Origin of the sequence: Alistipes sp. UBA1686 (assembly GCF_002320215.1) — a bacterium.
GTDB classification, from domain to species: Bacteria; Bacteroidota; Bacteroidia; order Bacteroidales; family Rikenellaceae; genus Alistipes; species Alistipes onderdonkii.
The window spans coordinates 176,568-197,739 of the sequence record NZ_DCKA01000009.1 but is presented as its reverse complement, the minus strand read 5'-3'; the positions used below and the strand labels follow the sequence as shown (position 1 = coordinate 197,739).

Sequence of the window (21,172 nt, the reverse complement as noted above, 5' to 3'; positions counted from 1 at the left end):
ATACGTCTACGTGAACTGCTGGTCTTATCAGAACCGGCTGCTGAAGATCGACACCGAAACGGACAAGGTGGTCGACGAGCTGGTCGTCGGCATCCAGCCCACGTCGCTGGTGATGGATAAGTACGACAAGATGTGGACGATCACCGACGGCGGTTATGAGGGCAGTCCCTACGGGCACGAGGCCCCCTCGCTCTACCGTATCGACGCCGCAACTTTCAGGATCGAAAAACAGTTCAAATTCAAATTCGGCGACTGGCCCTCGGAGGTGCAGCTCAACGGCGGACGCGACACGCTCTACTTCATCAACAACGATATCTGGCGGATGCCGGTGGTAGCCGATCACGTCCCCGTGCGGCCGTTCCTCAAATACAAGCAGACGAAATTCTACGGCCTGTCCATCGACCCCAACACGTCGGAAGTATACGTGGCCGACGCCATCGACTACCAACAGAAGGGGATCGTCTACCGCTATTCGCCCGAAGGAGAGTTGCTCGACGAATTCCGGGTGGGAATTATTCCGGGGGCTTTTTGTTGGTATTAAACCGATACGCAATATGAAGAAACCAATACTTCTGTTTATCGGTTTGTGCCTCGCCGCAACAATCACTGCACAAGAAAAACCGGCCGGCAACGGCTGGTGGAACAACAACCCCTCGCTGGTGATGCCCATTCGTGAGGTCGGTGTTACAGGAATTCGTCCGATGAAAGAGATCGGCGTACAAAAAACACAACTGGACACCCTCGTCCTGCACGAGAACATCGCCCTGTCGATGGCCGACGTGCTGACGTTCAATACGGCAATCTTCATCAAACAGTACGGCCGGGCCACGCTTTCTACCGTGGCATTTCGCGGTACGGCGGCATCGCACACGCAGGTGATGTGGAACGGCATGCGTATCAACTCCCCGATGCTGGGCATGACCGATTTTTCGATGATCCCGTCCTATTTCGTGGACGACGCGACGCTGCTGCACGGCACCTCGTCGCTCAACGTCGTGGGCGGCGGTCTGGGCGGGGCGATCACACTGGCGACCAAACCCGCCGATACACGCGGATTCAAAATGCAGTATACACAGGGAATCGGCTCGTTCTGGACGACGGACGAATTTCTGCGGCTGACCTACGGCGACGACCATTGGCAGACCTCGACGCGCGTGGTCTACTCCTCGTCGCCCAACGAATTCAAGTACCGCAACCGCGACAAGAACGAAAATGTCTACGACGACGATAAAAATATTATCGACACCTACCACCCCATCGAAACCCACCGTGACGGCGATTTTCATGACTTTCACGCCTTGCAGGAGGTCTATTACAATACCGGCAAGGGCGACCGTTTCGGGCTGAACGCCTGGTTTCTCACCTCCAAGCGCGGCCTTTCACAAACGACCGTCGATTACGGCGATCCGAAGGATATTCTGCACCAGCAGCGCGAACGCACCCTGCGCAGCGTACTCTCGTGGGATCATCTGCGTCCTACATACAAGGTCGGAGCAAAAGCCGGTTACATCCACACATGGCTCGGCTACGATTACGCCCGTGACAAAGGTAACGGCGAATGGGCCTACATGATTACTTCGCGCAGCAAGGTAAACACGCTTTTCGCATCGGGCAACAGCGAATTTTACGTCGGCAAAAAATGGCTTTTCTCGGCCGACATTGCCCTGCACCAGCATTTCGCGAAAAATCAGGATCGCAACATCATCACCCAGCAGGGCGACAAGGCGGTGGTCGGTTACGACAAAGCCCGCACGGAACTATCTGCTTATATGACTGCCAAGTGGACGCCTACCGAACGGCTGGGCCTCTCGCTGGCGTTGCGAGAGGATATGTACGGCAAGGATTGGACGCCGCTCATTCCGGCATTCTATGCCGATTACATGCTCTCGAAAGCCGGAAACGTCCGGGCCAAGGCATCCATTTCGCGCAACTACCGTTTCCCCACGCTCAATGACCTTTACTTCCAGCCGGGCGGCAATCCCGACCTGCAGCCCGAACACGGCTTCACCTACGACGGCGGCGTATCGTTTGCCTTCGCCAAAGAGGGTCGGTACGCGGTTCACGGCGAGGCGACGTGGTTCGATTCCTACATCGACGACTGGATTCTGTGGATACCGCTGGGAGGCAAGCAGGATTTCTGGACGCCGAAGAACCTCAAAAAAGTACATGCCTACGGAGTGGAATTGAAGGCGGGCTTCGACCGAACCTGGAACCGTGACTGGCAAGTCGGTGCCGACGGCAATTTTTCGTGGACGCCCTCGATCAACGAGAGCGAGCCGATGAGCAAGGGCGACGAGTCCATCGGCAAACAACTGGTCTATGTACCGGAGTTCTCGGCGTCGGTAACGGCGCGGCTGGCATGGAAAAGCTGGCGGCTGCTCTACAAATGGTGTTGGTATAGCGAACGCTTCACCATGTCGAGCAACGACTACACGATCTCGGGATATGTACCTCCGTATCTTATGAGCGACATGTCGGTCGAAAAACTTTTCGCCGTACCCTGGGCTGATTTTTCCGTGAAGATCGCGGTCAAAAACCTGTTTAACGAGGAGTATCTTTCGGTGCTGGCTCGTCCCATGCCACGCTTGAATTTCGAGATTTTCCTCGACATACGCCCCAAGTGGGGTAAAAAAAGATAACTCTGCGGCGGCGGGCCTTTTGGTCGCGGTGAACCATTGCAAACATTTCTGCATTTGAATCCCGCCGCCGTTCGTTTACAATCTGTTCGCGGGAACCGGAATAATAGAGATTAGTAGCACGTTGTCTGCCATAACAACGCAATACTCCGGTTTCCGCAGACAGATTTTGCTGATTTTGTATTTTGAAAAAATAGAAAATCTTTACAGCAAACAGAGAAAGGGTCAATGCCCAATTCATGGCAAATAAAAAACGCCCATGATTTGATTATTAAATCATGGGCGTATTAAAAAAGTACCCGGAGCCGCATTTGAAATCATAAATTCTATTCGATTATTCTAAAATCGCAAAACGACGCAAAATAATGTATTTTCGCTATTATACAACGATTTGCAATTAGCGAATCGTTTAATAGATTTGAAGTAAGTCGAAATAAATTCAGGATATATGGGAACAATTCGGGAACAAATACTATCTTTGCAGTGTAAACAATACGCTGCAAAATGAAGGTTTCGGCACTCATACGGAAAACTGCAAAGAAGAACGACACGGATACGCTTGCGACGGTCTATTTTCGGCTGCGCGACGGCAAGAAAGACATTAAGGCGGCAAGCGAACTGACGATCAATCCGAATCACTGGAGTGCCGAAAAACAAGGATTCAAGGATCGAGTAGCCTTGGTTTCGGAGAAGGAGAAACAGGCATTCAACAGCCATGTGCGGAATATCGTTACGCTCATTACCCAATCTTACACGAATGAAGCCGACGGCGAATGGTTAAGCGAAACAATCGAGCGTTACCACCACCCGCAAAGATTCCAAACGGAAGATGCGCTGGCCGAAGAGATCAAATTGCAGGTGATTCCGCTGTTCGATGAATTTCTCGAAAAGCATAAACTATCCGAAGTCCGCAAAAAGAACTATCGGGTCGTAAAGCGCGGCTTGCAGCGTTACGAGCTCTATGTGCGGACAACCAAGCGCGGACAAAAAGATTTTACGCTTTATATCGACGACGTAACATCCGACACGCTTCGGGATATATGGGATTTTTTCGAGAACGAATACCGATATTGCCAGCTCTATCCGGCCATTTACGATGCGATCCCTGAGGCGCGAACGCCGCAACCGCGTGGAAAGAACACTTTATTGGATTGCTTTTCGCGGATTCGGACGTTCTTTTATTGGTGCAAGGATAACAAAAAGACGAGCAATACGCCATTCGACGATTTTCCGCTCGAAGAGTGTACCTATGGAACACCTTATTACATCACGATCGACGAGCGGAACAAAATTTATCGCACCAACTTGAACCGCCATCCACAGTTGGCCATTCAGCGCGACATCTTCGTTTTCCAATGTCTGATCGGTTGTCGAGTGGGCGACCTCATCAAGTTTACGAAACAAAGCATCATCGACGGAGCTATTGAATATATTCCGCGCAAGACGAAAGAGGGACGGCCGCTGACAGTGCGTGTCCCGCTCAATCCGACGGCATTGGAGATCATTGCCCGATACAGGAATTGCGAGGGTGACAAACTGCTGCCGTTTATTTCGGAACAGAAATACAATGTGTCGATCAAGCGGATTTTCAAAGCCGCCGGATTGAAGCGATTGGTTACGATCATCAACCCGACGACCCGCGAGGAGGAGAAAAAGGTACTGTATGAAATCGCGTCGTCCCACCTTGCTCGACGTACATTCGTCGGCAACCTATACAAGCAGGTAAAAGACCCGAATCTGGTCGGAGCATTGAGCGGCCACAAGGAGGGAAGCCGCGCGTTTGCACGTTATCGGGAGATCGACGATGAAATGAAAAAAGAATTAGTAAATTTGTTGTCGTAAAGGAGATAATTGCGTCCGCAGCGCGGTCGGAATTCAAAATACACGATATATGAAAATAGTAAAGACCAATTTGACCGAACAATTTATATCCGACATTCGGACTATTATTCTTTCCGCCAGAGAATCAGCGATTCGCAGTGTGGATACCGTCCGTGTGCAAATGTATTGGGAATTGGGCGAACGCATCTTTATCGAAGAACAAAAGGGCCAAGACCGAGCGGAATACGGAGCATACCTTCTTCAAAACATTGCAACGGAAATAGAAAAGGAGTTCGGCAGTGGATTTTCCGTGCGTCAATTGGAACGGGCAAGGCAGTTCTACCGCACTTATCCAATTGCGTCCGCAGTGCGGTCGCAATTGAATTGGTATCAATATCGTCTTCTGATTCAAATAGACGATAAAGACAAACGCGAGTACTACGAGTTGGAAGCTGCAAACAACAACTGGACAGGGCGTGAGTTGGAGCGACAGATCAATTCGGGATTGTATGAACGTCTGTTGCTGAGCAACGACAAGAAAGCCGTGTTGGAGATTGCCCGCAAGGAGCGCATTCCCGAGTCTCCGACCGAGATTATTAAAGACCCGATGGTTTTGGAATTTCTCGGTTTGCGGCCCGAAGCGACCTACTACGAAAAAGATTTGGAGCGTGCGTTGATTACCAATCTTCAAGCGTTTCTGTTGGAGTTGGGTAACGGATTCTCGTTTGTAGCCCGCCAAAAACGTATTCTGCTTGAAGACGACGAATTTTTCGCCGATTTGGTATTCTACAACCGACTGCTTCGCTGTTTCGTCGTTATCGAACTGAAAACCCACAAGATTACACACGAAGACATCGGGCAATTGCAGATGTACGTAAATTACTACGACCGCAACGAGAAAGCTCCCGACGAAAACCCGACGATCGGGATTCTGCTTTGCGCCGATAAGAACGATACGTTGGTGAAATATACGCTGCCGGAAAACAACAATACGATTATGGCAAGCAAATATCAACTCTACCTGCCGACGGAAAAACAGTTGGCCGAGCAACTGAAAATCGAGTTATCCGAATTGAAATAGCTACGATGAGCCGCACGGACTACGAAGCGTTCAAGGAGCGCATGAAGGAGTGGATGTCGGATCACGCCGACGCCTACGACGCTTTCGAAGAGATGATGAACTATGAAAGCGATGAGGGATACCGGCTGGTAATGACGACTGCCATGAAGCTGCTCCCGAGGTTCGCAAAGGCTGCTGCTAAACAAATGAGTACGCGAGGCGAGATTGATGTAGATGCCGTGATCGCGCAATGTTCCGGCTCCAACTTGGCCCAAACGATTATCGCCAAATTCGACAAAAACACTTCGGACGCCAATGCCACTCTACCCGCGATGATCTGCTGGCTCTATTTCGGTCGCAGTTTTGAGAATATGGTCGAGCGAGGGGAGGAACTGTCGAAGCACTCTAAACTTGTCGGTATCGAAAAATTCTTTCTCGCCCGGATGATAAAGATGGTCGTAAAGAAGTCCATCGAACTGGGATTGCGTACCCGTGAGGACTGGGACGAGTACTATGAACTGAAGAAGATAATCGAAGAGGGCCATGTGGTTGCTTGGGCATTGCAAGCCGATGACAACAATAGCCGGCCGCCGCAACAGCTTGACAAGGCGGAACACCCCTCGACATTGGAAAGCATGATCCTGCTCGACGATGAGAAGAAACCGATTTTGCTTGACAAGATCAAGCAATATATTCATTCAGGCGTCAAAGGCAAGCGCGTCGCGTTGATGATTCTTGCGCTTCGACGGCTCGGCTATCTACCAGACATTACCTCTTCGCGTCAGCTATTCGTCGCGCTGAAATCACGTTACGGAACATACATCGGTTCGGACAAGAGCATCTATGCCTATCTCGACGACAGGGTTGCCGAGCAATTCGCCGCCGACATCAACGATCTTGCGGTCTATTTTAAGGTCGATTAACGAAAATTCGCTTCACGGCGATTCAATTCTGAAAGTTTGAATTTTTGTGTATGAATGTGAAGTTTTTCGCTTGAAAATTCGCTGAAAATAAATATATTTTTGTGCCATTGTCTCATCGTGAGGCAATGGCTTTTTTGTTTTCATTCCACCGAACGAAAAGGTCTTACACGGTGGAAGAGGAAACAATAAGATGGATGATCTGATTTCGATTCTCCGGCAGGGAAACGCCAATGTGCGGCTGGAGGTCAGCGGTGCGGATCTGCTCGCATTCTCGAACGAGCTGATTAACCGTGCGAAGAGCGAGTTGTCGGCCGAGATTGCCGAAGCCCGCAAGGAAAAGTACCTCACCAAAGAGGAGATCAAGGAGATTTGCGGCGTTTGCGACACGACATTGTGGCATTGGAACCGGAAAGGTTACCTGCGAACGGTCAAAATCGGCAACAAAGTCCGATATCGACAATCCGATATTCGCCGGATTTTAGAGGGAGGGCGCAACACGAAAGGAGGCCGCAGTGAAAAATAAGTCGGAGATTCCATACCTGCGTGTGGGCACGACAATACTCAAACGAGTGCTTATGCCGTTGAGTAATGGGCGGAGCCTCGAAACATTGATTCCGTGGAATGTAGAAACCTTGCGCCAAGACTATGGCAAGGATTACATCGCACGAGTGCCGAAGTACGACGGTTTCTGTACCATTCCGAGCCATACCGACTACTGCCGGGAGATTAACGGCTTTTTGAACCGTTACGAACCGATTTCGACCATACCTGCCGAGGGTGAGTTTACACATATCCGAGACTTTCTCTGTCATATCTTCGGCGAGCAGATCGAACTGGGATTGGATTATCTCCAACTGCTCTATCTACGTCCGTTGCAACGTCTGCCGATCGTATTGCTGGTGTCCGGCGAGCGAAACACAGGCAAGACTACCTTTCTCAATTTTCTGAAGCTGATCTTCGAGGGCAACGTGACGTTCAATACCAACGAGGATTTCCGTTCGCAGTTCAACGACGACTGGACGGGTAAACTGCTGGTCTGTGTGGACGAGGTACTGCTGAACCGCCGCGAAGATTCCGAACGGATCAAGAACCTTTCGACCGCACGGAGCTACAAGGCCGAAGCGAAAGGGCGCGACCGTCGGGAGGTAGAGTTCTTCGGTAAGTTCATTCTTTGTTCCAATAATGAGCGCACCCCCGTTCTGATTGAAGCCGGAGAAACACGCTATTGGGTGCGGCGTGTACCGCCGCTAACACATGACAATCAAAACCTGCTTGCCGATATGCGGCGCGAGTTGCCGGGATTCCTGTTCTTCCTGCTTCATCGTGAACTGTCCACCCGTGAAGAGAGCCGCATGTGGTTTGCTCCGCGCTTACTGGCGACAGACGCCTTGCGGCGGATCATTCACTACAACCGAAGCAAGACCGAGGCAGAGATGTTGTCGATTGTCCGCGACATTATGGAAGCCGAGGCTCTTGCGGAGTATCGCTTCGACGTGAGCGATATGGTGAATATGCTGGAGGTACGCGGTATCCGTTCGGATCATCCGACCGTGCGGCGGATTCTTTCGGAGAATTGGCGGCTGTCGCCCGCGCCGCCGACCTATTACCAACGATACACGATTGCCTATAACGGTGAAATAACAAGGCAGGAGAGCAAAACTGCAAGAGTCTATACGGTCACACGCGAACTGCTCGAAGAACTGTTGCAGTGCGATTCGATCATATAGTATGTAAGAGTGTAAGGATAGAAATATAGATCATTTATTCTTAATGACTTACATATCTTACAAAAACTCTTACAACGTCCAACAAATACTTACGCTCTAACAACTGAAATCGAGTGTAAGAATGACGTAAGATATATAACTTTCTATTTCACTGAATATTGTGAAGACTTTTCAACAAACTTACAAAAAAAGATGAGCAACATTCAACAGATAAAACAGATTTCGATTCGGGCCTACCTTGCCGAACAAGGCTTGCACCCGGTTAAAGACAATCCGCGATACGGTCTTTATCTTTCACCGCTTCGTGAGGAACATTCGCCGAGCTTCAAGGTAGATTATATGCAGAATCTATGGTATGACTTCGGGCTGGGCACAGGCGGCTCTATTATAGACCTTATAATGCGATTAGAGCAGTGCGATGCCGGAGAAGCTATGCGGCGGTTGGAACGACACATCGGCGGGATGTCTGTTTCTCCTTTAAGCCCTTCGGGCTTTTCCTCCTCGCGGCTCGGCAGAGCAATTCAAAATTCCTCTGCTCTCGCTCCGCAGCGTCGGTTCATCGGAAAGAATCCTATCCCGCAGCGTACACCCTCAATTATCATCGAGAGGGTGCAGTCGTTGGAAAACCCTGCCTTGCTCGCTTACATAACAGAACGGGGCATCAACCTCGATACAGTGCGGGAACATTGTTCAGAGGTGCATTATTACGTGGCGGACAAATCCTATTTCGCAATCGGATTCTGTAATGATAACGGAGGTTGGGAGTTGCGCAACCGCTATTTCAAGGGCTGCACCTCGAAAGCCCCGACGACCCGCCGCGGCGATTATCCGACGTGCCTCGTTTTCGAGGGATTCATGGACTACCTCTCGTTTCTGACGCTCAAACGAAATCCGACCCCGCCGCACAATATCGTCGTACTGAACTCGGTAACGAACCTTGCCAAAGCCGTTCCGTTCATCGCGTCGCACGAACAGGTTTATACTTATCTCGACAACGACGAGGCAGGACGCAAAGCGACGGCGGAGTTGAAAGCCTCCTGCCGCAATCTCTCAGACCAATCCATTCACTATCGGCCGCACAATGACTTGAACGACTACCTGCGCAGTCGTTGTCCCGTGAAAGGGCACAAGCAGTCGCACGGCTGTAAGTTGTAACGTCGCAGACATCGAACGAATAGAGGGAAGAATAAAAAACAGCCGCAACCCAGAGGGAACCGCACGAACCACAAGGCTTGCCTTGTTATAGCCCACTATAACTACACGCTTTGCTTTCGTAGTTGTGGGCTCTCCCGAGGGGCTGGGCTTCGCCCCGTCCCACGCAGGCTCCGCCCTCGACCCGGCAAGGGCTTTCAGCCCTATGCAACCCGACCAAAGAGTGACCCGCTCTTTGGAAACTCCGCTCGAGGCATCGCCCCAAGACCCCAAACCCACTTATAGCAATCAAAATTATGGCAAAGACATCGGACAACATACGCCCGTGCAACATCGGGCAGAGCGAGGCACATAACAGGCGGACACCCCAATACCTCGCCCATATCAACAAAGAAAATATCTATCTGCGCACCGACCTTATGGACGGCAACGAAGTGTGGGTGTCGCCACGTATCGAGGGCGTGTCGCTTAGGGAGTATTACAAATACCTCGGCGAGATGGTTAAGACGAAGACGGGACGGGCAATGCAGACCAAAGATCGCACACGCCTGAACAAGAAGACCGGAAAGAACGTCGTTGTGCGCGGCAGTACACCTATCAAGGAAGGTGTCGTGGTCTGCAAGGCAGACACGACGATGGAACAGCTGCAACGATACGGAGAGTTATGCCGCGAGCGTTGGGGCATTACCCCGCTGCAAATCTTCATCCACCGTGACGAAGGGCACTACGGAATACCCAATGACAAAACCACATGGAAGCCGAACTACCATGCTCATATCGTATGGGACTGGATGAACCACGATACAGGGAAGTCCTGCAAGCTCACGCCGCAGGACATGAGCGAAATGCAGACCATACTTGCCGAAGCGCTCGATATGGAGCGCGGCACGGCGAAAGAGCAGACAGGGCGCGAGCATCTGGAGCGGACGGACTACATCATCGCCAAGCAGAAGCAGGAGGCTGAGAAAGCCCGTGCTGCCAAGGAACGAACCGAAACGGAATTGAAAGCGGTAAAAAGCGAACTGAAGACCGAGAAACTGAAAAACTCTGCCGCCGAGGTCGGCACGACCATTCTCGACGGTATCGGGTCGATGATCGGAACGTCGAAGGTCAAACGGCAGGAGCTGGAAATCGGACGACTGCAACACGAGTTGTCCACTCGGGACGAGAGTATAGAAATCCTGCAAAAGAAGATTCAGACCATGCAAAGCGAACATAGTCGGGAACTGACGGCAATGCAGGCGCAGCACGTGACGGAAACCGCGAACATGAAGAAACAATACGAAAAAGATTTGTCTTTTCTTCAATCGGTCGTTCGCAAGGCACTGGCATGGTTCCCTCGTTTCCGCGAAATGCTGCGCATGGACGAATTTTGCTGCAAGGTCGGATTCAACGACGAGCAGACGGAAACGCTTATCGGAGGCAAACCGCTCAAATACAGCGGTACGCTCTATTCGGAAACGCACCGAAAGCGATTCAACGCCGAGAATGTGATTGCAAGAATCGCTTCGGACGAAACAAACAACCGCAAATTCGGCCTTAAAATCGACGGGATACCTATTGTCAGGTGGTTCAGAGAACAAGCAGAGCGATTACAACACTATGTTCAGCCGGAACGGAATGGAAGAGGGTTGAAAATGTAGATCGCTGAAATAAAACTTGTAAAGGTGTAGCGTATTATCGTAGTTTTTAATTATTTTTGTAGTGGGATTGGGGAAACTCGTTCCAGACATATGATAAGAAGCGTTATGCTCATCAAGTATTTGGAAACGTAGGAAATTTTCAAATTGCATACTCAGATGGCATAGTGGTTCTCACGCATATAGCGTGGGCTGCTATCACTACATCTGTATGCAAGGTTTCCTACGACCTCCAAATAAAGACGTGGCATTGCAGTTCCACGCTTCGTGGTTAATAATGGTTCTTGTAGGGACTGGAGAACATGTAACTATTGCGTATGGTTTTGCTTAAAAGATTGATCCTCGTATTGTTTTTTGTAAACGTAGCTTTGGTTTCGTCTGCACAAAGTTCGTCGATTTACAAAATGTACAAAACACGAAATTACCACAATCAACTCAGATTAAATACAAAGACGGGAGAGGTACAACAAATTCAAGATGATGGCCAATCTTGGACAATTTGTAGTGCCCGAGAATTATTAGGAGATACAGCAGGGCGATTCTGTCTTTATGAAACGCAAAATATGTGGACTTTCATTATGCTCGACACATATACAGGCAAGAACTGGCAAGTTCAATTTAGCGTGAAAGGCGAGGACTATATGTTTGCTATTCCAATTAATTAGGTACTCTCTTGCTTTTCCATCCGAAGATTCAAAATGGACGAATAGATTTCAAATGTTTGCGACACAAAATATGTGGACATTTGTATTATTGGATTCTTATAACGGTAAATTATGGCAGGTACAATATAGTTCGCAGGATTTGGATAACTTAATGTGTATACCTATTAATGACCGAGAGTTAGTTTCTGATAATGAAGAATGTATCTTCTCAATTCAACCTTTAACGAGTATGTATCAATATTATCTCATCAATGACAATACTGGAGATATGTGGAAATTTCAGTGGAGTACGAAGGGGGATGATTACAGGTGGATTGAGCGATTTCGATAGAGTCGCTTTTAATATGCCTAATTTACTTATCATAGCTATTTGCCTTGTCGCTATTCTGCTCGCAGCTATAGCGGCAAGACGTTTACGCCTAAAAAAGGAGGCGGAACAACTTTCCGCAAAGATTCGTTGCATTCCATCCTATGAAAGCAACCGGATAAACGAGGAACGAAGGTTCGCAATCTCAACGTGCGATGAGCGCTTCTTTATTGACATCGCCACCGATTTAGAAGCCTGCTTTGCGAACTGCTATATAACTTTTTTACAGGAAAAGGAATTCTCCCGTTATTATACGGATTATTACAAAGAAGCGGATGCGCTCGTCCCGCAGCTCAAAACGTTCGGTATCAAGCCATCGGAAGTTATCTTGAAATTTCTCCATGACTTCGATAATATTGGCAAGCTCGTCAGATTGCATAACCAGCAAGTTATCCAAAATTCGCTTGATAGGCACAAACTCTTTTTCGATCATTGTTTGAAATATCCGTTGGACGAACAGCAGAGGCGTTCCATCGTATCGGAAGAGGATAATTGTCTGGTCGTAAGCAGTGCCGGAAGCGGCAAGACATCCTCCATCGTAGGAAAGGTCAAATACCTGATTGAAATAAAGAAAGTCGATCCGACACGGATTCTTCTTATCAGCTATACGAACAAGGCTGCCGCCGAGCTGACCGAACGAATGGGAATCGAGGGCTTGCGTGGCTATACTTTCCATAAGTTGGCCCTTGATCTGATTGGGCAGCAAACAGGTAATAAACCTTCGATCTGCGACAATACGGACGCGTTGTTCGTGAAAATATACCGCGAATTGCTGGCCGATTCGCGATTCCGTAAACATGCGGTCGAGTATTTCGTCGATTATCAATCCAACGAGGCGGATTGGGAGAAACGGAAAAATGAAAGACGACAGCAGCTATCCGAGCAAAAGGATATGCGGCTGAAAGCACTGCTTCCGGATATGGACGGCAAACAGATTTACGTGCGGAGCGAGCAAGAGCAGAAAATCTGTTTCGTCTTATCGTCCCTCGGCGTGCAGTTCAGATATGAGGAGCCTTACGAATATCCGGTAGCGGACGCGATGCACTCCCAGTACAAACCCGATTTTTCGATCCACTTTGAGCGAGACGGTAAACCGCAGCGTCTTTATCTGGAGCATTTCGGGGTAGATGAACACGGCCTCGTACCCGCATGGTTCGCCAAAGATCGGAATATCTCCTATGAAGAGGCCAACCAAAAGTATAACGACGGCATCGCATGGAAGCGGGCCGCCCACGAGAAATTCGGAACGAGACTAATTACGACGTCCAGCGTGGATTTTTACCGTTCGGATATTCGTGAGACGCTCAAACAATTGTTGCTCGATGCTGGTGTCCCTTTGCAAGAACGAACAGATGTTGAGTTGTACAGCATGGTATTACCAGAGGGCAGCAAGCAGGAAAAGGCATTTATTAGATTGATCGCTACATTCGTCACCTTGCTGAAATCGAGTTGCCGATCATTGAAGGACGTCTTGAAACAGACTAACGAAGCCGATGACCGGCGTAGTGAGTTCGTAGTCAAAAACATTTTCCGTCCCGTGTATGAACGCTATGCGGAGGCTTTGCGCAGTAGCGGACAAATCGACTTTACGGATGCCATCTTGCAGGCGACCGAACTTTGCCGGGCAACGCATCCAGTGTCGTATGAGTATATAATTGTCGATGAATTTCAGGATATATCCGTTGACCGCTACAACTTTCTCAAAGCCTTGCGCGAGGGAAATCCTCCGGCGAAACTCTATTGCGTAGGTGACGACTGGCAATCCATCTATCGTTTCTCGGGAAGCGATATGGCTCTTTTCAACAATTTCGCAGCTTTTTTCGGCCCGACCGAAATCAATAAAATCGAAACGACTTATCGTTTCGGCGAGCCGCTGGTCGGTTTGTCGGCCCGATTCATCCAACGTAATACGGCTCAAATAAAAAAGAACATTCGGCCGTTCAGCGGGCAAATGAAAACCGAACTATCGTTCCAAGCCTACGACCGAAACAGCTATTGCAATGTCATCGGACAGCTTATTGCATCCATTCCGGCCGACAAATCTGTGTTCCTGCTGGGGCGGTATTCATTCGACGATTACTACCTCTCGTTCATGTATAAAAGCGTCAAAGAGGGGAACAGATTTTACTATATCATCGGTGGCCGCAAGGTCGAATTCCTGACCGTGCACAAATCCAAAGGGCTTGAAGCCGCCTATGTGATTTTGCTCCAGTGCAACAAGGACACCTATGGCTTTCCCTCACTCGTAAGCGATGACCCGTCTTTGCAATACGTACTGACGGCAAGCGACTGCTTTCCTTATGGCGAGGAGCGACGGTTGTTCTATGTAGCAATCACACGGGCCAAAATTAAAACATGGGTTTTCTACGATGCACGATTCCCTTCTGTTTTTGTGGACGAGTTTCTGCGTCCTGAAAAAGTTACGGTGGAGAGTTACACCAAGCATCCGAATGCCAACAAGCGGTGGACGCACCGTGCTGACCAATTTTTGCTGACACTCTATCGTGAAGGGAAAAGCATCCGATATATTGCGGAGAAGATGGGGCGCAGTCAGACTTCCATCGTTATGCGGTTAGGGAAACTGGAAAGTCAGAAATAAATTTGATATCATTTGAGTTTGTGGCATTGCAAATAAAATTAAACGTCCATACAAAGAAAACACAGAATAATACACAACAAATAAACAAAACAAAGAATAAGTAAAAGAGGGTGCGTGACAAAAAAACAGGCAACATAAAATCGATACTTGACCGATAATTTTTTACAAGGAAATTTGGGATAGCAAAAACTTTGTTCTATATTTGCAGTCAAGAAAGGCATTTTGATTATGGCGCTAATATTTTATAAAAACGAAGCTGCCTCAAGCAGGCTGAAAGCTACAATACAAAGAACGGGAAAACTTGGCTTTACAGAGGCGACAGCTATACATTTGCAGTTTAAAGAAAATAGCATAGTGCAATTCGCGGAGGATGATCAAAACAAAGGTACGCTATACTTAATCAATGCGCCCGACTCGCAAGATGAGACTGTATTCAAAGTTTGCAAAGCTGGACGATACTTTTATGTAAATACAAAAGCGCTATTCGATAAACTGGGGCTCGATTACGAGGCAAATACTATTATCTTTGACTTGAAGCGAGCCACAGAATATACGGATATGGAAGTATACAAAATGAAAAAAAGAATTTTGCCGAGGAAAAATAAGTAAATAAAAAAGGATACCTTAATAAGGGGTAAGGCATCCTTCAGAGATAGAAATAATAAAGCGTTGGCGCGCATGAACGAGATTCCTCATCTTGTTCCTATTTCTGTTTTCTCGTTTGCGAAGATACAACTTTATACCGTATTTAGCAAGTTTTGCCCCATAAAATTATTTAATATGACAAACAATTTTATAGGTTCGGGGCAACCATACAATGTCCCAAGGGTCTCGATAAACCCCTTGATTGCTTTCGTTACAGCAACGGAACGTCGAAAGAAATCGATTGTAAAAGAGCAAAAGAAACCATCTGTATTCAAAGTAGCTCCATATGCAACAGCAAGGGCCGCAATGAAAAAATACGTTAAAGGTGGATTTGAGGAGGAATGTATTCTGGATGCGCTCCAAACCTTACAGTCTCGCCAAACAAGTTCTGTATGGGCAAAAAATGATGTTGCTAATTCGATTATCGCTTTGAGACATTTCATCGAAATCAATTTTCCCGACAGAGTAGGAAAAATACACTGTACTTTTCCCAAAGTAACCAATAAGGAATGTATTATGGCTGGTGTACAAATTACGGTTGCTCCCGATTTGATAATGCGGTGGGAAGATAATGGAAACAAGTATGTCGGTGCAGTAAAATTTCGGATAGCAAAGAACAAATTGGACTTTTCTGCCGGTCGTAATGCCGCGTCTTTGATTTCGTACTTCCTGCAAAAATCCATTGCAAAGCAAGGAGAGATCGTAGATAATGCACACTGCTTCTTTGTTGATGTAATGGCAGATGTAATATATCCCGCACCTTTGGATACCACACTATCCTTGCAGGAGATCAATGATGCTTGTCTCGAGTATGTAACCTTGTGGAATGCCGCTTAATAATGGGACGAAATCAACATGTCGTACCTCATGCTGGTCGATGGGCTGTACGGGGTGCAGGAAATCAACGTGTGACTAAAATCACACGCACGCAACGAGAAGCTATTGATATAGCACGGGAAATTGCTCGCAACCAAGAGTCAGAGCTGCTGATACATCGTCCGAATGGGCAAATCAGAGATCGTGATAGTTATGGAAATGATCCCTATCCGCCTAAAGGATAAGCATTAGTTAAGAATGGCAGGCTAATTAATAGTCTGCCACTCTTTTTCAATCTGCAATTTAAGAGAACATTGATTGGGAACAATTCGGGAACAAATTTGAAAATAAAAATCGCTAACAGTTAAATAATTAACTTGTTAGCGATTTTTATTGTACCCGGAGCCGGGGTCGAACCGGCACGACATTGCTGTCATTGGTGTTTGAGACCAACGCGTCTACCGATTCCGCCATCCGGGCAAGCCTCTTCCGTAGAATCGGGAGGGCAAAGATAGTCGATTCTTCGCAATTTTCAAAAAATCCGGTTATTTTTCAAAGAAAGCCTTGATTTTTTTCGCCTTGGCGGGGCCGACCAGCGCTGTCAACTCCTCGAACGGTGCCGCCTTGACCTTGGCCACGGTGCGGAAATGTTGCAGCAGCGTACGGACGGTCTTGTCACCGATGCCTTCGATCTGTTCCAGTTCGCTATGGATAAAGGCCTTACTGCGTTTCTGACGGTGGAATGAGACGGCGAAACGGTGCACCTCTTCCTGGATGTGCGCCAGAAAGTGGAAAAGGGGCGAAGTGGGACGGATGCCGACCAGGACAGGCGGGAATCCGCAGAGCAACTCGGAGGTGCGGTGGCGGTCGTTCTTAGCCAGCCCGGCGACAGGTATGTCCAGCCCGAGATACTCCAGCACCTCGTGAATGACGCCCATCTGCCCCTTCCCGCCGTCAGCAATAATGAGATCGGGCAGCTCGGCCCCCTCCTCCTGCAGGCGGCTGTAACGCCGGAAGACGACCTCGCGCATCGAAGCGTAATCGTCGGGGCCCTCCACGGTCTTGATGTTGAAATGGCGGTAGTCCTTGCGCGCGGGTTTTCCGTCGCGGAACACCACGCACGAGGCTACCGGATGGGCCCCCTGCAGATTGGAGTTGTCGAAGCATTCGATGTGCCGCGGCTGGCGGTCGAGGCGCAATTCCTTTTGCAGGGCATTCATCAACCGCTCGGTATATCGTTCGGGATTCTTGATTTCCAGGTTCTTGAGCTGCTCGGCGCGATAGATACGGGCGCTCTTCTGCGAGAATTCGAGCAGTTCGAGCTTTTCGCCGCGCTTGGGCACCGTGAAAGTCACACCGTCAAACAGCAGCGTCGTCGAGGGCAGGAACGGTACGATGACCTCACGGGCCAGCGTCCCGGCAATATGCTCGACGACATGCTGGATGGCCAGCGTCAGCATGTCGCGTTCGTCGCCCCCGACACCCGTCTTGAGTTTCACGGTATAAACGCCCACGACCGACCCGTGGCGGATACGCACGAAATTGCAATAGGCCACATCGTCGTCCGGAAGCAGCGAAAAAACATCCACGTCGACGATCTTCGCACTGACGATCACCGACTTGCCCGCATAGTTGTCCAGCGCATCGAGGCGCTGCTTGTAGCGCTGCGCCAATTCGAATTTCAATCCCCCGGCAGCACGTTGCATCTCCTGTTCGAGGTAGTTACGCACGGGGCGCAGGTCGCCCTTGAGCACCGCGACGACCATGTCGACGAGCCGGCCGTATTCCTCTTCGCCCTGCGCCCCGATGCAGGGGCCTTTGCAGTTGCCCAGGTGGTATTGCAGGCAGACCGTATATTTTCCCTTGGCGATCTGCTCGGGAGCGAGATTGAGTTTGCAGGTACGCAAGGGAACCACCTCGCGGATGAAATCCAGCACGCTGTGCTGCATCATCACCGATCCGTAGGGGCCGAAGTACTGCGACCCGTCGCGGTTCAGTTGCCGCGTCGACTGCACGCGCGGAAAATGCTCGCGGCGCACCACGATCCACGGATAGGTCTTATCGTCTTTGAGCAGGATATTGTACCGCGGCTGGAGGGTCTTGATGAGCGAGTTTTCCAGCAACAGGGCGTCGGTTTCGCTGTCCACGACGATATGGCGGATCTCGGCGATCTGCTTCACCAGCACGCGCACCTTGGGGCTGTGCTCCTTGCTCTGCACGAAATAGGACGAAACCCGCTTGCGCAGGCTCTTGGCCTTACCGACGTAGATGATCGTCCCCGAGCGGTCTACGAACTGGTAGACGCCCGGTGACAGCGGCAGCATCGCCACCTGCTCCCTGAGGTTGTTTTTTTCGGTTCCCGCCATAGCGTTAATCGCAATGCAAATGTAGCAATTATTTCACAAAACGCGCCATCCCCTGCGGCATGCCTCCGGCGCACGCAGAGATGGCCGCATTTGACACACGCATAAACTAAAACATCCGATTTTTTGTTTTATTCGTCGGAACGGCATATATTTGCGGCACATTGAAAACAAACCCAAACCCTATGAGAAAATTTTTACCTTTTCTCTTCGCCGCAGCACTCGCATCGTCCTGTATCGACAACGCTTACGACCTGTCGAACGTGACCACGGACGATGTCACCATCGGCGACGAGGACTCGGAATACCGGCTGCCGCTGGCCACGGTATACGTAAGTATGAGTGAACTGAAGGAAGGAGGCGCGGACATCAAAACGCTCTTCGACGAAGCGGACATCTGGCTTCCCTCGCCCCTGCCCGGAAACGCCGCATACGTCGACCTGCGGGAACTCCAGAACACCCCGGAGACAATCACGCCGCTGCTCGATGCACTGATCGACCAGATGATGGACGACGATGCCAAGATCACCGCCGTCGCCGACCTGCTGGCGGAAAAATACCTCTCGACCTTCCTGCCCCTGCTCCCCCCGAATACGGATCCGGCAGATTTCAAACCGGTCTTCATCGAGGCGTTCCGCAATATGCCGATGCTGCACGACCGGCTTTCGGGCGAGGTCAAATCCCTGGCCGGCAGCTACCTGACAGAGCTCAAAGTCCAGGATGTAACCTACGACATCGGTAAGATCGACATCGGCGGCGACGTGGTGGACATGATCTGCGAGAACCTCGACAGTGATGGCACCCCCAACCCCAAAAACACGCTGCACCTCTACGGCAGCATCACGAGCGCCCTACCCGTGAGCCTGCGGCTCGTGCCCTATTTCTCGCCTACGAACGTCCGGTTCGACGTAACGGTCGAACCCGGCAAAACGAACGAGATCAGGGAGACGCAACTTTTCGAAAGCGACCTGCGGCAGATCATCGAGGGTGCCGAGATCATCCTCCCCGTCTCGCTGGAGAAATACTATCCAGGCTACGATTTCACGTCCGATCAGCAAATCGTCATCACCCTGCGCCTGATCAAGCGCGGCGGCCTGAAGCTCAACCTCTAATCCGGCACAGAACATGAAAAAATATACGCATTCCTATTCACGCTGCTGCTGGCATCCGGCGCCGCGGCACAGAACCCGACGGCCTATTTCATGGAGGGGTCGACCCTCCGCAGCCAGTTCAACCCGGCTTTCGCCCCCTTACGCGGCTATGTCAACATCCCCGGGCTGGGCGGACTGGACATCAACGTGAGCGGCAACCTCTCGATCGACAAAATACTCTATCCGCGCAACGGAAAACTCGTCACACTGCTCGACAGCTCCGTATCGACGGCCGACGCCCTTTCGGGACTCAAAGCCGACAACCTCCTGGGTCTCGACACGCGCGTAAACCTCATCGGGTTCGGCGCCTTCACCCGCAACCACAAGAATTTCTGGTCGTTCGACCTCAACGCCCGCGTCACGACCGACGCCACCCTGCCCTACTCGCTCTTCGACTTCCTGAAACGCGGCAATAGCGGCGACATCAGCAACATCGGCATCACGGCCGACAGCTATCTCGAAGCGGGTTTCAACTACTCTTTTCCGCTGCTCGACGACAAGTTATACATCGGTGTGCGGGCAAAATTCCTGATGGGCGTGGCACGTGCGCGGATGTATTTCACGCAATTCAACGTATCGCACAACGAGGAACGCTGGCTGATCAACGCCGCGGGCGGGCTGGACATCACGGCCGCAGGGCTCGACGTCAAGACCGAACTCAACGACCACGGCGAAGAGGTCTACAAGATGGACGACATCAGCCTCAAGCCCACCTCGCCCGCCGGCTACGGCTTCGCGGTCGACTTCGGAGCCACGTACGACATCCTGCCCAACCTGCAGGCATCGCTGGCGGTGAACGACCTGGGCTTCATCGGCTGGAGCAAGAACAAGAACGTAACGGGTTATTCGGCGAAGGAGCTATCCTTCACGGGCGTGACGGTCACCGAGGACGGCACCGAGTCGCCCGACTTCGACATCGACGTACTGGAGTTCCACAAGGGCGCGGCCAAGAGCGTATCGCGCATGCTGCGCGCCTCGATCAACGCCGGCCTCGAATACGAGGTATGGCGCCATAAGATCGGCATCGGCCTGTTGTATACGGCCCGCGTGTGGGAATACAAGACCCTGCACAACATCACCGGGTCGGTCAATTTCCACCCGATCCGCTGGTTTACCGTCACGGGCAGCTATTCGGTGATCGACAACCGCGGCGGCGCCGTGGGGCTGGCGCTGAACCTGAACCCCAGCTGGATCAATTTCTACCTTGCCACGGACATCGTCACGGCCAAGCATACGCCCCAGTTCATCCCCATCAAGCAGAGCGTGATGAACGTCACGCTGGGCATCGGCGTACCGATCGGCAGGCGCAGCCACCGTATCGCGGCCTATGTGTACGACAAGGATCGGCGGTAAACGAACGGGAAACCCGGCCTTTTCAGGCCGGGTTTTTCTTATCAGGACGCCCGAAAATTCTGCCGAACCGGGCATAAAGGCACTTGGAGTACGCAAAAAAGACAGCCTGCGGCAACAAACGCACCCTCCCTTTCCATATTTTAGGCGCACCCATACCATAATCGGGCAATGACATTGGTTTATCGGAAACTTTATTTATCTTTGCAATATAGAGATTACGAAAGCATTTCTCAGGGGACGAACTTATTTCCCCG

The 21,172-nt window shown here is 50.4% G+C and carries 15 protein-coding genes, 1 tRNA gene and 2 pseudogenes; 16 read left to right on the top strand and 2 right to left on the bottom strand.

Annotated features, from left to right (window positions below; genetic code table 11):
- From B3C38_RS03180 to B3C38_RS03115, 14 genes and pseudogenes are all read left to right on the top strand, one after another.
- Positions 1 to 541: pseudogene (locus tag B3C38_RS03180) on the top strand (YncE family protein); the annotation flags it as partial.
- 13 nt (positions 542 to 554) lie between these two features.
- Entirely contained in the window at positions 555 to 2,639 is a 2,085-nt protein-coding gene (locus B3C38_RS03175; RefSeq protein WP_286725235.1) for a TonB-dependent receptor plug domain-containing protein, read from the top strand.
- Positions 2,640 to 3,140: 501 nt separating this feature from the next.
- A complete protein-coding gene (locus B3C38_RS03170) occupies positions 3,141 to 4,478 on the top strand; it encodes a site-specific integrase (protein WP_286725233.1) in 1,338 nt (445 codons plus the stop codon).
- Between the two features lie 49 nt (positions 4,479 to 4,527).
- Entirely contained in the window at positions 4,528 to 5,538 is a 1,011-nt protein-coding gene (locus tag B3C38_RS03165) for a PDDEXK nuclease domain-containing protein (RefSeq protein ID WP_286725230.1), read from the top strand.
- Positions 5,539 to 5,543: 5 nt separating this feature from the next.
- A complete protein-coding gene (locus B3C38_RS03160; protein ID WP_286725227.1) occupies positions 5,544 to 6,440 on the top strand; it encodes a DUF6043 family protein in 897 nt (298 codons plus the stop codon).
- 190 nt (positions 6,441 to 6,630) lie between these two features.
- On the top strand, positions 6,631 to 6,963 hold the full coding sequence (locus B3C38_RS03155; protein WP_286725226.1) for a helix-turn-helix domain-containing protein: 333 nt from the start codon (positions 6,631 to 6,633) through the stop codon (positions 6,961 to 6,963).
- A gap of 52 nt (positions 6,964 to 7,015) precedes the next feature.
- Positions 7,016 to 8,167 carry a primase-helicase family protein gene (locus B3C38_RS03150; RefSeq protein WP_286725250.1) on the top strand — a complete coding sequence of 384 codons (1,152 nt, stop codon included), beginning with the start codon at positions 7,016 to 7,018 and terminating at the stop codon, positions 8,165 to 8,167.
- Positions 8,168 to 8,359: 192 nt separating this feature from the next.
- Positions 8,360 to 8,611: pseudogene (locus tag B3C38_RS03145) on the top strand (CHC2 zinc finger domain-containing protein); the annotation flags it as partial.
- Between the two features lie 189 nt (positions 8,612 to 8,800).
- Complete coding sequence (locus tag B3C38_RS03140; protein WP_286725247.1) at positions 8,801 to 9,322, top strand: toprim domain-containing protein; 522 nt, start codon at positions 8,801 to 8,803, stop codon at positions 9,320 to 9,322.
- 293 nt (positions 9,323 to 9,615) lie between these two features.
- A complete protein-coding gene (locus B3C38_RS03135; protein WP_286725224.1) occupies positions 9,616 to 10,962 on the top strand; it encodes a mobilization protein in 1,347 nt (448 codons plus the stop codon).
- A 1,006-nt stretch (positions 10,963 to 11,968) separates the two neighbouring features.
- A complete protein-coding gene (locus B3C38_RS03130; RefSeq protein WP_286725244.1) occupies positions 11,969 to 14,590 on the top strand; it encodes a UvrD-helicase domain-containing protein in 2,622 nt (873 codons plus the stop codon).
- Positions 14,591 to 14,818: 228 nt separating this feature from the next.
- Positions 14,819 to 15,199 (top strand): hypothetical protein, encoded by a 381-nt coding sequence (locus B3C38_RS03125; RefSeq protein ID WP_286725221.1) that lies wholly within the window; start codon positions 14,819 to 14,821, stop codon positions 15,197 to 15,199.
- 171 nt (positions 15,200 to 15,370) lie between these two features.
- Positions 15,371 to 16,072: a hypothetical protein gene (locus B3C38_RS03120; RefSeq protein ID WP_286725219.1), complete on the top strand. Its 702-nt coding sequence runs from the start codon at positions 15,371 to 15,373 to the stop codon at positions 16,070 to 16,072.
- A complete protein-coding gene (locus B3C38_RS03115) occupies positions 16,072 to 16,296 on the top strand; it encodes a DUF2188 domain-containing protein (protein WP_349677380.1) in 225 nt (74 codons plus the stop codon). Before B3C38_RS03120 ends, B3C38_RS03115 begins: the two co-directional genes overlap by 1 nt.
- Positions 16,297 to 16,447: 151 nt before the next feature.
- Here the strand turns inward: B3C38_RS03115 and B3C38_RS03110 are convergent.
- Both B3C38_RS03110 and uvrC read right to left on the bottom strand, forming a co-directional pair.
- A tRNA-Leu gene (locus B3C38_RS03110) sits at positions 16,448 to 16,531 on the bottom strand.
- Positions 16,532 to 16,596: 65 nt separating this feature from the next.
- Positions 16,597 to 18,417, bottom strand: coding sequence for an excinuclease ABC subunit UvrC (gene uvrC / locus B3C38_RS03105; RefSeq protein ID WP_286725215.1), 1,821 nt, complete (start codon positions 18,415 to 18,417; stop codon positions 16,597 to 16,599).
- A 182-nt stretch (positions 18,418 to 18,599) separates the two neighbouring features.
- Between uvrC and B3C38_RS03100 the strand changes: the two genes are divergently transcribed.
- Both B3C38_RS03100 and B3C38_RS03095 read left to right on the top strand, forming a co-directional pair.
- Complete coding sequence (locus tag B3C38_RS03100; protein WP_286725214.1) at positions 18,600 to 19,526, top strand: hypothetical protein; 927 nt, start codon at positions 18,600 to 18,602, stop codon at positions 19,524 to 19,526.
- Between the two features lie 90 nt (positions 19,527 to 19,616).
- The gene (locus tag B3C38_RS03095) at positions 19,617 to 20,918 is read left to right on the top strand and encodes a DUF5723 family protein (RefSeq protein ID WP_286725212.1); all 1,302 of its coding nucleotides are present in this window, start codon (positions 19,617 to 19,619) and stop codon (positions 20,916 to 20,918) included.
- Positions 20,919 to 21,172 lie beyond the last annotated feature (254 nt).

Coding starts and splice junctions, on each gene's coding strand:
- B3C38_RS03130 (WP_286725244.1), top strand. CDS start 11,969: ATGCCTAATTTACTTATCATAGCTATTTGCCTTGTCGCTATTCTGCTC.
- uvrC (WP_286725215.1), bottom strand. CDS start 18,417: ATGGCGGGAACCGAAAAAAACAACCTCAGGGAGCAGGTGGCGATGCTG.
- B3C38_RS03175 (WP_286725235.1), top strand. CDS start 555: ATGAAGAAACCAATACTTCTGTTTATCGGTTTGTGCCTCGCCGCAACA.
- B3C38_RS03100 (WP_286725214.1), top strand. CDS start 18,600: ATGAGAAAATTTTTACCTTTTCTCTTCGCCGCAGCACTCGCATCGTCC.
- B3C38_RS03135 (WP_286725224.1), top strand. CDS start 9,616: ATGGCAAAGACATCGGACAACATACGCCCGTGCAACATCGGGCAGAGC.
- B3C38_RS03165 (WP_286725230.1), top strand. CDS start 4,528: ATGAAAATAGTAAAGACCAATTTGACCGAACAATTTATATCCGACATT.
- B3C38_RS03125 (WP_286725221.1), top strand. CDS start 14,819: ATGGCGCTAATATTTTATAAAAACGAAGCTGCCTCAAGCAGGCTGAAA.
- B3C38_RS03160 (WP_286725227.1), top strand. CDS start 5,544: ATGAGCCGCACGGACTACGAAGCGTTCAAGGAGCGCATGAAGGAGTGG.
- B3C38_RS03120 (WP_286725219.1), top strand. CDS start 15,371: ATGACAAACAATTTTATAGGTTCGGGGCAACCATACAATGTCCCAAGG.
- B3C38_RS03170 (WP_286725233.1), top strand. CDS start 3,141: ATGAAGGTTTCGGCACTCATACGGAAAACTGCAAAGAAGAACGACACG.
- B3C38_RS03150 (WP_286725250.1), top strand. CDS start 7,016: ATGCCGTTGAGTAATGGGCGGAGCCTCGAAACATTGATTCCGTGGAAT.
- B3C38_RS03155 (WP_286725226.1), top strand. CDS start 6,631: ATGGATGATCTGATTTCGATTCTCCGGCAGGGAAACGCCAATGTGCGG.
- B3C38_RS03095 (WP_286725212.1), top strand. CDS start 19,617: ATGGAGGGGTCGACCCTCCGCAGCCAGTTCAACCCGGCTTTCGCCCCC.